The 12,310-nt window shown below is 49.6% G+C and carries 12 protein-coding genes; 7 read left to right on the top strand and 5 right to left on the bottom strand.

Annotated features, from left to right (window positions below; genetic code table 11):
- Positions 1 to 145 precede the first annotated feature (145 nt).
- The 7 genes from IEY53_RS23795 (at position 146) to IEY53_RS23765 (ending at position 7,159) form a co-directional block, all read left to right on the top strand.
- Positions 146 to 1,279, top strand: a complete 1,134-nt coding sequence (locus tag IEY53_RS23795; protein WP_189029482.1) for a serine hydrolase domain-containing protein — start codon at positions 146 to 148, stop codon at positions 1,277 to 1,279.
- Positions 1,280 to 1,691: 412 nt separating this feature from the next.
- Positions 1,692 to 3,740, top strand: a complete 2,049-nt coding sequence (locus IEY53_RS23790; RefSeq protein ID WP_189029480.1) for a methyl-accepting chemotaxis protein — start codon at positions 1,692 to 1,694, stop codon at positions 3,738 to 3,740.
- 115 nt (positions 3,741 to 3,855) lie between these two features.
- On the top strand, positions 3,856 to 4,407 hold the full coding sequence (locus IEY53_RS23785; protein ID WP_189029478.1) for a TetR/AcrR family transcriptional regulator: 552 nt from the start codon (positions 3,856 to 3,858) through the stop codon (positions 4,405 to 4,407).
- A gap of 143 nt (positions 4,408 to 4,550) precedes the next feature.
- The gene (locus IEY53_RS23780; RefSeq protein ID WP_189029476.1) at positions 4,551 to 4,898 is read left to right on the top strand and encodes a DMT family transporter; all 348 of its coding nucleotides are present in this window, start codon (positions 4,551 to 4,553) and stop codon (positions 4,896 to 4,898) included.
- Positions 4,899 to 4,912: 14 nt separating this feature from the next.
- On the top strand, positions 4,913 to 5,224 hold the full coding sequence (locus IEY53_RS23775) for a DMT family transporter (RefSeq protein WP_189029474.1): 312 nt from the start codon (positions 4,913 to 4,915) through the stop codon (positions 5,222 to 5,224).
- A 139-nt stretch (positions 5,225 to 5,363) separates the two neighbouring features.
- Complete coding sequence (locus IEY53_RS23770; RefSeq protein ID WP_189029472.1) at positions 5,364 to 5,747, top strand: ArsR/SmtB family transcription factor; 384 nt, start codon at positions 5,364 to 5,366, stop codon at positions 5,745 to 5,747.
- A gap of 470 nt (positions 5,748 to 6,217) precedes the next feature.
- Complete coding sequence (locus tag IEY53_RS23765; RefSeq protein WP_373293915.1) at positions 6,218 to 7,159, top strand: MBL fold metallo-hydrolase; 942 nt, start codon at positions 6,218 to 6,220, stop codon at positions 7,157 to 7,159.
- Here IEY53_RS23765 and IEY53_RS23760 read toward each other — a convergent pair.
- From IEY53_RS23760 to IEY53_RS23740, 5 genes are all read right to left on the bottom strand, one after another.
- Positions 7,154 to 7,702 carry a hypothetical protein gene (locus tag IEY53_RS23760; RefSeq protein WP_189029468.1) on the bottom strand — a complete coding sequence of 183 codons (549 nt, stop codon included), beginning with the start codon at positions 7,700 to 7,702 and terminating at the stop codon, positions 7,154 to 7,156. The two genes, IEY53_RS23765 and IEY53_RS23760, sit on opposite strands and share 6 nt — an antisense overlap.
- Entirely contained in the window at positions 7,692 to 8,957 is a 1,266-nt protein-coding gene (locus IEY53_RS23755) for an ABC transporter substrate-binding protein (RefSeq protein ID WP_189029466.1), read from the bottom strand. Before IEY53_RS23755 ends, IEY53_RS23760 begins: the two co-directional genes overlap by 11 nt.
- Positions 8,958 to 9,000: 43 nt before the next feature.
- Positions 9,001 to 9,840, bottom strand: a complete 840-nt coding sequence (locus tag IEY53_RS23750; RefSeq protein WP_189029464.1) for a carbohydrate ABC transporter permease — start codon at positions 9,838 to 9,840, stop codon at positions 9,001 to 9,003.
- Positions 9,841 to 10,719 carry a carbohydrate ABC transporter permease gene (locus IEY53_RS23745; protein WP_189029462.1) on the bottom strand — a complete coding sequence of 293 codons (879 nt, stop codon included), beginning with the start codon at positions 10,717 to 10,719 and terminating at the stop codon, positions 9,841 to 9,843.
- Positions 10,720 to 11,016: 297 nt separating this feature from the next.
- Positions 11,017 to 12,222: a mannitol-1-phosphate 5-dehydrogenase gene (locus IEY53_RS23740; RefSeq protein ID WP_189029460.1), complete on the bottom strand. Its 1,206-nt coding sequence runs from the start codon at positions 12,220 to 12,222 to the stop codon at positions 11,017 to 11,019.
- Positions 12,223 to 12,310: the final 88 nt, after the last annotated feature.

Below are 12,310 nucleotides of genomic sequence, written 5' to 3'. Positions count from 1 at the left end.
AGCTGTCCCCGGATTTCCACTGCGAATAGCGGTATACATCAAGAAATTCTTACGACAACAGCGGCCGGAAGTCCAAACATTCACCGCAAATCTCAAGTTCATTCTATATAGGGTATATGAATATTAACATAAAGGATGGCGAATCATGGACTTTAAGCCTCTATCTTCATTTATCGACCACATCACCTCCTGGCGTATTCCGTGGGCCGAGGTGCTTGTTAGGTATCGCAACGAAACGGTTTTTCGTTACCGTAACGGCTACGTCAACCTGGAAGAGAAGACTCCAATCGATGAAGGGCGGATCATTAATATCTACTCGATGACGAAGATCATGACGTGTACAGCGGCACTTCGGCTCGTTGAGAAGGGAGCGCTTCTGCTGAATGATCCGCTGTCGGCCTATCTGCCCGAATACGCGGAAATGACCGTGAGCAAGACGCTGCCGGGCGGCCGGACCGAACTTGAGAGGGCGATTAGGCCAATCACGGTGCGCGACCTGTTTACCATGACGGCCGGGTTCTCCTATGACATCGGATCGCCTTCTATCCAGGAAGTAGTGAAAAGCACCAACGGCAAGGTGCCGACACGGGCCTTCGCGAAGGCACTCGCCAAGGAGCCGTTACTATTCGAGCCGGGTACCCGGTGGAGTTATAGTATGTGCCATGATGTTCTCGCAGCTCTCGTCGAGGTTGTGGACGGCAGATCATTCGGAACCTATATCCGGGATGAAATTACAGGGCCGCTGGGCATGCATGATACAGGCTTCGACCTCTCGGATGAGCAACGAAACCGTCTGGCCCCGCAGTACGAATATAACGAAGAATTGAACAGGGCTGTCCGGAGGGACGGGAACGGTTTCCGGATTGGAACGGAATTTGAGAGCGGCGGGGCGGGGCTGCTGTCCACCGTAAGTGACTACGTCCTGTTCCTGAATGCGCTTACCCATCAGGGAACAAGCCAGGACGGTGTGCGCATTCTGTCACCGGCGTCGGTGGAGCTGATGCGGACGGATCATTTGACTGAGAAGATGCGCAGCGATTTCTCCTGGGAGCAACTGAAAGGTTATGGCTATGGCCTAGGCGTCAGAACCCATGTCTACAAAGCAAACAGCGGCTCGCTGAGCCCGCTCGGCGAATTTGGCTGGAGCGGCGCAGCCGGATGTCTGGCTATCATTGATCCGGCTTCGCAGCTTACGGTCATGTATGCGCAGCATTTGCTGAACAATCAGGAACCTTTCGTACATCCGCGTTTAAGAAATATCGTGTACGCCTGCTTGTAAAGCCAACGCGTCGAATTGCTTCCGCTTCTCTCACTAGGAGAAACAAAAAGGAATAGATTAAAAGTAATAACTCTTCTGAAACGCTCCTTAAAGGGGCGTTTTTTTAGTGGGAAGCTGAAAGGTCTATTGTGGCAGACCAAATGGACCGGAGAAACGTTATTTCGCGAAAACAGCTCATTTATCTGGTCAAACGGACTCAGGAGCCGCTAAATGATCCATGGTCGCCGGGCCCAAGTCAACCGTTGATTATGGATTTGAGCCTTGGTTTCATTCTTTTTGTCCTAACGAAGTAGTTTTGGCCATCCTGAGTTTATCTGCAAAAGTGTTAACAAATCCCACTCATCATTATGTCGAACCGTGTCGATATATAACCATAAGCTGTTAATTTTAATATGGAAATGAGGCAATTTAGATGCAAATAAGGAGCATTAAAGCCAAAACACTATTTCTCATTATGCCGCTTCTTCTTGTAATTGTTATTGGAGTCTCTTCGGTCGTTATCCTTAAATCCCATAGTCTTTTGCTTGAGCAGACGGAGAACAGCATGCAGGAGCAGCTGGCAAATACCAACCAAAGTATTCAGAACCGGATAACCTCTCATGGCAGAGTACCGGAAACGATAGCGAAATCAATTCAAAGCCACTACACCAAGCTGACTCTGGAGGATTATGATGCGATTCTCAAGAACACGCTTGACGTGAACAAGGATACTTTCGGCGTAGGTGTTTATTTTGAACCCCATGTATATAACAACAATATCAAGTATGTATCCTCCTATGCCTATCATGAGCAGAATCAAATTATTGTTACCCATGACTATAATGATCCCAGCTACAACTACCCAGCGAAAGAATGGTATAAAACTGCAGTCAACCAAAAAGAGACACAATACACTGACCCTTTCTACGACGAAATCACCAAGTCAATCATGGTTACGGCGTCTGTTCCTGTGTATGATGATCAACAACGTTTCATCGGAGTGACAGCCGGAGACATTAATTTGGATACTGTGCAAACAATTGTCTCAGAGACCGAGGTAGGTGTCAGCGGATGGGCGTTTATGCTCGATAAAAACGGTACCTATCTGGCAGGACCCCAGACGGAAAAAATTATGAAGGTGAAACTTCAGGAGGATAAGGATCCCGCCCTGTCGACTTTAGCGAATACTATTTTGCAAGAAGGAAAAGGCGCTGCAACATATACGTCCTCTGAAGGGCTCGTCCATGTCTATTTCTCCAAGCTGGAGCAGACAGACTGGATCGTAGCCGTAGCTTTGCCGGATCAAGAGCTTAAAGAAAAGATAAATGCATTGCTGCTGCAAGCTGCAATGTTTCTAATCATTGGAATGGCTCTGATTGTAGTGGTTATTCTACTCTACACCCGTAACTTGACAGCTCATACAACACGTGTTAATTCTATGGCCGAACACCTGGCTCAAGGGGATTTCACCTATTCCATTGAGGTGAAAACGAAAGATGAGTTTGGCAAGATGGCGGAAAATTTAAATGATACAAGTGACCTTCTGAATACAATGATGGCTAAAGTAACCGAACATTCCTTGCATGTCGCGTCCACCTCGGAAGAGCTGACGGCAAGTGCAGACCAGACAAGTACGGTGGCTGAGGATATTGCCAATACCATTCAAGAGGTGGCAATTGGAGCGGAAACTCAGCTTGTGGGGACTCAAGAAAGCGCCAGGTCGCTTGAGGAGCTGGCTATTGGCATTCAGCGGATTTCTGAGTCTTCGTCCAGTTTATATGACGCTTCGCAGAATACCTCACGGCAGGCGGAGCAGGGGAATGAGATCATTCAGCAGGCAGTCCGTGATATGAACGAAGCCAATCGTTCTGTCTTGGTTACGGCCGTGCATATGAATCAGCTCAGAGACCGTTCCGTCGATATAGGCAATATCATCAATGTGATCAGCGGGATTAGCACACAGACTAACCTGCTGTCACTGAATGCCGGGATTGAAGCAGCACGTGCGGGTGAGCACGGCAAGGGATTTGCTGTAGTCGCTACGGAAATTCGCAAGCTTTCCGAACAAACCAAACTTTCCGCTGAGAAGGTTCGGGAAATTATCGAAGAAATGCAGGGCGAGACGGAAGCCGCGGTACAATCGGTTGAAATCGGAACAAAAGCAGTGCATTCCAGCACAGTACTTGTGGAACACGCCGGAGAGGCATTCACCGGCATTGTAAAGGAAATTCAACAAATCGTTAACCAAATTCAGGAGGTATCTTCGGTCTCCGAGCAAATGTCTGCCGGCTCCCAGCAAATAAGCGCTACAATGGAGGATCTTGCCCGAATTTCCGGAGAAGCGTCAGACGCGACTCAAAGTGTTGCGGCAGCCAGTGAACAACAGCTGGCTTCCATGGAAGAAGTTTCAGCCTCCGCCAAATCATTAAGTTCAATGGTTCAGGAACTGCAGAATTTGCTTGAGCAATTCAAAATGAAATAAACGAAGTTAAGATCCGGCGAGCAAACTAGAAGTATCTACACTCAAATGCTACTATATAAGGAAGCCGCCCTGAAATGGGGCAGCTGACACTATTCGCAAAGTAGGTAGGTAATTCATGAGTGAAATCAATATTCGTGATGCTGCATTAATACACTTTGCCCGCAACGGTTATGAGGGGGCTTCCCTGGCGAATATTGCCGAGGATGTCGGCATCAAAAAACCTTCAATTTATGCCCATTATAAGGGGAAAGATGACTTGTTCATGTCCGTCGCCAATTATGCCTGCACTTCTATCCGTAAACGTATTGTTGAGTACTTTGTAATTAATCAACATCTGGGGCTCCAAGTTAAGCTCGAAGGATTTTTTGACTGGATCCAAACAGAATATGAAACGGATGAAACGATGAAGTTTTTGCTGCGGGTGATGTTTTTCCCCCCTGCCAAGCTGGAACAGGAGATTCTGGGTCTGCTGAACCCCTTCGTCCAGGATATGCAGCGCATCCTCATTCGTATGCTTAGGAATCAGGTCAAGAAGCCGGAAGAAGTGGGAATCGGCTATTTAACCATCGTAGATGGATGCATGGTGGAGTTGATCTATGCGGGAGCGGACCCTTATCAGAGGCGTTTGCAGGCGATCCTTCCGATTTTTTGGAGAGGGATTCAGTAACAGCATTTCAAAGGTGAAAAATAGTAAAGTTATAAGCCCCTTCGCTGTAGCGAGGGGGTTTTTTGTAAAGACTATTGACAATATCATTATTTTAAAACATAATCTAACTAACGACCGTTAGGTAATGAAAGGAGGGTTAGAAGATGAACCGCAATTGGCTGTACGTATTTCTATCGGGGATTTTGGAAATATTTTGGGTGTCCGGTTTGAAGCATTCTGAGACGATAGTCGGATGGAGCATTACAGTGGTGGCTTTGGCGCTTAGCTTTTTGTTGATTGTACTGGCGTCGCGGCAACTTCCGGTGGGAACAGTGTACGCAGTGTTTGCCGGTATTGGAACCGGAGGAACTGTTTTGGCGGAGAGCATCGTATTTGGAGAACCCTTCCAACTATCAAAGATCATTCTCATCGCAGTGCTGCTGATCGGCGTTATCGGCTTGAAGATGGTAACTGGCGATCAAGAGAAACATAAAGAGAAGACTGTGCATTAAGGAGGATAATGATTATGGCTTGGCTGGCGCTTGTAGGAGCGGGTTGTATGGAAGTATTTGGAGTTATCAATATTAAACGCTTATCCGAGAAAAAGTGGGATGCGCTGCTGTATATGCTCTTCACCTTTGGTTTGAGTTTTATTCTGCTCACGTATGCAATGCAGACCATTCCGATGGGGACAGCCTATGCCATTTGGACCGGAATCGGTACGGTTGGTGCGGCGTTCATAGGGATGTTTATATATGGGGAAGCCAGGGATTGGAAGCGGCTTGTTTTTGTCGCTATGATCTTGGGGGCGTCTCTTGGCTTGAAACTCGTGTCATAGTTTGAATAAAGAGTGGACCACAGAGACTTTTCTCTGTGGTTTTTATTTGCTCAGGCTGAGGAAGATGGGTTATACTACATTCAAATGATTAAAAGCTTAAACATTTAATCGATAGCTTTTTTAGAAAAGGATGGTTGTTATGGCGGAGGCACAAGGAACCGGGGACAATAGCACATTGCTGCAAAAAAAACAGGCGCTGCTGAATGAGCTTCGCCAATCCACAGACATCTTAAAGGCGATAGCCGATCCGGTCAGACAGGATATTCTTATGATGTTCATGATCGCCAAACGGCTGAACGTGTCACAGATCGTTGAACAATCACCCATGTCCAGACCCACGATTTCTCATCATCTGAAAATCCTGAAGCAGGCCGGAATTGTGGACTCCAGGAAGGAAGCGACGGAGGTTCATTACTGGCTGACAAGCGAGAATTCGGTCGTAACGCAGCTCAAAAGAATTATTCAAGCTGTAGAAGAAATCGAAAATGATCCTGCCAAGCCGCTGGACAAGGGACAGCATTAGAGCCAGGCCATCACTTGATAGGAGCCGCAGCATACCGGCAGCTTTTTTTCGGCGGTGCTCGGCTCCAATAGCTTCTTGAGCAAAGACTTTTTATCCTTTTAGTCGAAATGTTTGAGTTTTTAGCGGATTGGTGATCAATATTGCTTCTATGACCGCCTTCCAGCCCGTTCCCTTTATGGCTGTCTATGTAATAACTACATGCTGGCACAATTGCCCCGTTTTCTGCCGCGTCGCCTGATATTGAATTACACCAAGCGTATACTCCGCCCCTTGCTTTAACACAGAGAGGAAGGTTGAAGAAGAGAATGCTCACAGGTAGTTGTGTAATAATTTCATTAGCAGTTATTGTTTATCTCATACTTAGATATTATCCTCCGCTCGGGGCCAGTCAGACTAGAGAACAGAGGCGACAGCTAAGCCAGTCAAGGAACTTTGTCAAAAATAAATTTATCAACCTGATCCCTACAGCGATGGATACGACTACGGGGGAGAAGGTTGGAATGCTCGTCGATTTCATGAGAAAAAATCCGCACGCGCGGCCCAGCCAACCGGTTGTGATGGAGCCGCTGCGCGTAGATTCCTGGGACCAAGATTCCCAGCCGAAGCTTGCCTGGCTCGGTCATTCCGCTGTAGTGCTGCAGCTTGACGGAACAACGCTGCTGCTTGACCCGATGTTTGGCAGAGCGCCCTCTCCTTTTCCGGTCTTCAGCCGCAAGCGATACAGCGGCAAGCTGCCCTTTGATATCGGGCAGCTGCCGCCTGTCGATGTGGTGCTGCTCTCCCATGACCACTATGATCATCTGGATTACGGCTCCATTGTGAGGCTGAAGGACAAAGTGAAACGATTTATTGTCCCGCTGGGCGTGTCCCGGCATCTGATCAGGTGGGGAGTAGACCCTGCTAACATTGAAGAGCATGATTGGTGGGATGAGTTCGACTGCGAAGGACTCCGGCTGGCCTGTACGCCGGCGCGGCATTTCTCCGGAAGAAGTCTGACGGACAGAGATGCGACATTATGGTGCTCATGGGTCGTAAAGGGACATTCGGCCAACTTGTTTTTTAGCGGAGACAGCGGTTATGGTCCTCATTTTCAGGAAATCGGTGCGAAGTATGGCCCCTTTGATCTAACCTTAATGGAATGTGGCCAATACGATGAACGCTGGGCAGCTATCCACATGTTCCCTGAGCAGACCGTCCAGGCTCACCTGGATGTACGGGGCAAAGTAATGATTCCCATTCATTGGGGCGCCTTCACTTTGGCCTTGCATGATTGGACAGATCCGATTGAACGCGTTGTGAGAGCGGGGAGTGAGCAACACATCACGATCTCCACTCCAAAAATTGGCGAGACCGTTAGGATTAAGGGAGAGACTTACCCGATCATGCCATGGTGGCGCCATGAAATACTATAAAAACACAAAAAATGCCTTAGGATGAGCGACTGAGGCGGAAAAGGCTCGGATGAAAGGCAAAAATGCCTTAGGATGAGCAGTTGAGGCTGAAAAAGCCCGGATGAAAGGCAAAAATGCCTTAGGATGAGCAGTTGAGGCTGAAAAAGCCCGGATGAAAGGCAAAAATGCCTTAGGATGAGCGGATGAGGCGGAAAAGGCCCGGATGAAAGGCAAAAATGCCTTAGGATGAGCAGTTGAGGCTGAAAAAGCCCGGATGAAAGGCAAAAATGCCTTAGGATGAGCGGCTGAGGCGGAAAAGGCTCGGATGAAAGGCAAAAATGCCATAGGATGAGGGGCTGAGGCGGAAAAAGCTCGGACAAAATGCCCTAGGATGAGCAGTTGAGGCGGAAAAACCCGGATGTAAGGCAAAAATGACATAGGATAAGCGGCTGCCTTGACGCCAGACTCCAAAAAAAGGGCTATCCCAAGCCGCCACATCGTGGCTTCTGGAATAGCCTCTTTAGGTTTGAAGTAGAATGAAACCCTTCTATTATTACTGCACACTCAGGTTATCCCAGTTGATCTGGAACTCCTCCAACATACTTTCTTTGGACAGCTTGCCCCCCAGGTAGCCCTGGATGCTGCTGGACAACTCCTGCGGCATACCGTTCGGGAGCCGTGACCAATTCCAGGTCAGGGCCTGATCCTTATCGGTATAAGCCAATACTTCGGCGCCGAGTGATCCCAGGTCTTTTTCGGTTCCCTTGATGCTGTCGAGGGCGGGGATGAACTGGAACTCTTTGGTGATATAGTTTTTGCCGGCCTCGGAGGTGACGAGCCAATCCAGAAAGATTTTGGCTTCTTCCTTGACGGGCGAGAATTTGTTGACGACCCAGTTGCTGGGGACTCCGACGTAGAGCTTATCATTGTCTTCCGCAGTATCATCGATGGGCATGGGGAGAATGCCCAGGTTCAGGTCGGGATCAATCCCGTCGATCTGGCCTTGGGTCCAGTTCCCTTGCTGGATCATCGCCGCTTCTCCGCTCGCCAGCATGGTGACCTGGGTATTATAGTCGGTGGAGAGCGGGTTGCTGTTGCCGTATTCTACCGTCAGGTCAAGCAGGTCGATCCACTTCGAGAAAATCGGGTCCCCCGCAAAAGTTCTGGAGCCGTCCGTCAGACCGGCAATGAAGGCTACCGGGTCAGGCTGCTGGGCGAAAGGCACGTTCACATTGTGGTTGCCGAGTACGAACCATTCCTGATATCCGTTGGCAAAAGGAGTTATGCCCGCAGCCTTCAGCTTCTCTGCTGCTTCCCGCAGAGCGGTCAGCGTGAGCGGCTTCTCGGTGATTCCGGCTTGTGCAAACAGGTCCTTGTTATAGATAAAGCCGTAGCCTTCCAGATTCATCGGCATGCCGTAGAGCTTGCCGTCTACAGTCATCTGTTCGGCGGCCAGCGGCTTCACATCTTTGGCCCAGGTTTCGCCGGACAAATCCTCCAGATACTCCAGCCACATGTCGCGTTCATTATTGCCGCCGATTGTAAAAATATCCGGCTCATCCCCTGACGAGAACTTTGCGCGCAGGGAGGCGCCGTAATCACTGCCGCCGCCAACGCTTTGAATCTCCAGCCGGATCTGCGGGTGTTCTTGTTCAAACTTGGTCTTCAGGGATTGCAGGGCTTCGGATATTTCCACTTTGAACTGGTAGATATGCACGGTTTTGATTCCATCCGCATTGCCGCTGCTGCGCCCGCATCCGGCCGTCAGCACGGCCAACAGCAGGCATAACGGGAGCAGAATTCCTCGCGCTTTTCTCATCTTGATTCATCCTCTCTGCCTGATAGAGTTACACCTGTGACGCTCAGCCTTTGACGGAGCCCTGGGCAATGCCTTCAATAATGTACTTCTGCATCATCAGGAAAAAAATGACGACAGGGGTGATCCCGAGAACCAGCCCGGGAAGCGCCAGATCCCACTGCTTGGTATATTGTCCGAAGAAGGCATAGGTGGCAATTGGAATAGTGCGCAGTAAAGGGTCCTGCAGAATAAGTGAAGGCATCAGGTAATCGTTCCAGATCCACAGCGTGTTCAGGATGATGACGGTGACGATAATCGGCTGCATGAGCGGGAGCACGATGCGGAAAAAGGTTCCATACGCACTGCTCCCATCCACCCGGGAGGCCTCTTCAATATCAATCGGCACGGATTTGACAAATCCGTGAAAAAGAAATATGGTCATCGGCGCACCGAATCCGAGGTAGGCGAGAATCAGACCTGCGGTGGAATCCATGATGCCCAGGCCGCTGACCACCTGGACCAGCGGAATCATTATGGCCTGGAAGGGAATAACCATAGCCGCTACCAGAGCAATGTAGAGCAGACGGTTGTACCGGCTGCTGTTGCGGACCATTTTGTAAGCACACATGGAGCAGAGCAAAGCCAGCAGGATATTGCTGAGTACCGTCACAACAAAGGAATTCAGAAAAGCCCGCGGGAAATCGGTGGCTTTCCAGGCCTCGGCGTAATTGCTCCACTGGAAGACCGTTGGCAGGGCTGCGGAATCCGAGAGAATCTCACTGTAGCTTTTTACCGAGTTCGCCAGTAAAAAATAAAACGGCACCAGAAACAACAGGCCCAGCAGAATCACGATCAGTTCGGTGAGCAGCATGGATACGCTAAACTTTTTGGCTTTAGTCTCCATCTACAACTCCACCTCTCTTTTCTTGGTTGCTCTAACCTGCAGCAGCGAAATGTTGGCCACGACCACAAAAAATACCATGGCTTTCGCGGAGCCCATCCCGAACCGGCTGATCGCATACGCTTCATTATAGATATTAAGAGCGACGGATTCCGTGGCCTTAAAAGGCCCTCCTTTGGTCAAAGACAGGTTCAGATCGAACAGCTTGAAGGACCAGGAGATGGACAGGAACAGGCATACGGTCACAGCCGGCATAACCAGCGGAATCGTGACATGGCGCAAGGCCTGAAGGCGGCTGGCCCCATCGACTTTGGAAGCTTCGAGCAGGCTTTGCGGCACATTATTGATCGCCGAGATGTAGATAACCATCAGGTACCCGGCATTTTGCCAGACAAATACGATGACAATAGACCAGAAAGCGGTAGCCTCGGTGCCGAGCCAGGGAAGATTGAAGAAAGACCAGCCGGTGGCCTGCCCTATGGAGGAGAACCCTCTGACAAAAATAAATTGCCAAATGAACCCAAGCAGCAGACCGCCAATGACATGAGGCACAAAAAATACCGTTCTTAGCAAATTGCGCGTGAACAGCTTGCGTGTGAGCACATAAGCCAAGGTAAAGCCCAGCAGATTCGTCAGCACCAGTCCAAACAAGGTGAACTTCGCGGTGAACCAGAACGAATTCAGGAAGGAAGGGTCTTTGGTGAAAATATGTAGATAGTTGCGCAGTCCGGTCCATTCGATATGCCGCGAAATCCCGTTCCAGCTGGTGAATGAATAATAAAGCCCCAGGAAAAATGGAATGAGCACTATCACAAAGAAAAACAGGGAAGTAGGTCCAACAAAAATGAACTGCTGCATCCGTCTTGATCTTTTACTGTCCATCGTTCCTCACCCCTTTTAGGGCGTGTATTCAAACCCCAACCGAAGGAGAACAGAGGGCAGAAAGGGAGAGAGACGCCGAGCCTGCCTATTCTCCCTGCGTTTGCACCTCTCATTCCTCCCCATTTCCCGGGTTTGAATACACTGCCTAGTAAAGTAAATATTCAATTTAATAACCGGATGAATGAATAAGGAATCAATAAATCTATAATTTACCAAAAAGTCAATCCATAAAAACAAGAAAAGACGGCGCAGGGATGAGTCCTCTGTGCCGTCTTTTCTTAAGCTATCCGCCAAGCTTCAGCTCAGGGATTGAACTACTGACCCAAACCCGTTGCAGGCCATATGCGGATATTGCATACAGATAGTGTTGTATTCCGCGATAATGCGGCTGTGCAGCGGATGCTGAACCGGAATGCCGAGCTCCCCGGCCACTACGTTCCCGAGTCCGGTACAACGGATGGCGTCTTGCAGACGTTGCGCTTCCGGATCATTTCTGTGGTCGAAGAAAAGCGCGGAAGTAATCGCCGCCACCAGGTGGCGGGTGGGCAGACCCAGAGCATAGGCTTGCATGGCAGGCAGGACAAGGCGGTCACCCGGTGCTAGCTTGCGGAGCGGGGAACGGCCCACTCTGGATATTTGATCTTTAAAATTAGGGTTGCTGAAACGGTTCAGCATCTTCTGAATGTACTGTTCGTGCACGGCAGGCTCGAATCCATGCCGTTCAATCAGCAGTTTCCCCGTCTCCTGTAGTACACCGTGCACCCGGGCTTTGAGTAGAGGATCGGACATGGCCTCTTGAATCGTGGAGTATCCCTCCAGATAGCCGAAGTAGGCAGCACTGCAATGGCCCGTATTGACCGTGAACAGTTTCCGTTCCAGATAAGGGTCCAGCGAGTCTACGTAGCGAACCCCTTTGATGTCTGTATAATTCCCGATCATTCCACTCCTAGGAATCACCCATTCACTGAACGGCTCGACCAGAATAGCGAGCGGATCGGTATGTTTCTGGACAGGGACAATCCGGTCGACCATGACGTTGGGGAAAGCAATGCTGCGGTCTGCCCGTTCCTGAAAAGCAGGCTCCAGTTGGCGGTAGACGGACCTCTTTAATTGCTGGCTGCTGCCGATTCCGTTCTCACAGGCGAGGATATGAAGCGGGTGCGAGGGTTCTTTGCTGCTTAACCGTAGTTCTATGCCCCGGGCAATACTGGAGGCAATATCCTTCAATGCGGAAATCCCGACAGCCGTAGTTACAATCTCGGCCCCTGCGATGGCTTCCGCCACTTCTTGCGTATCCTTCAGGTTAATCGCAGTCACATTGTCTACCATGAAGCTGTCCCGGTCCTCGTTGGCGAGGGTAACGGGATACTGCCTTCTTGTCTGCAGTTCCTGAATCTTTCTCTTATTTCTGCCGACGAAACAAACTTCATAACCTGAACCGGACAGCATTGGACCGATAAACCCTCTTCCAATGTTCCCGGCTCCGAAATGAACGGCTCTCAATATAGCGTCCCCCTTTAATTCGTGTTCTTGTTTAAGGCTTGGAGGAACAGGACATTGGAGCTTTAATCTAAGAGGCTATCCCTGCCTG

It is taken from the genome of Paenibacillus albidus (assembly GCF_014644435.1).
In the GTDB taxonomy this organism is placed as follows: domain Bacteria; phylum Bacillota; class Bacilli; order Paenibacillales; family Paenibacillaceae; genus Paenibacillus_AQ; species Paenibacillus_AQ albidus.
The sequence above is the reverse complement of the archived record's forward strand: the minus strand, read 5'-3'. Positions and strand labels throughout refer to the sequence as shown.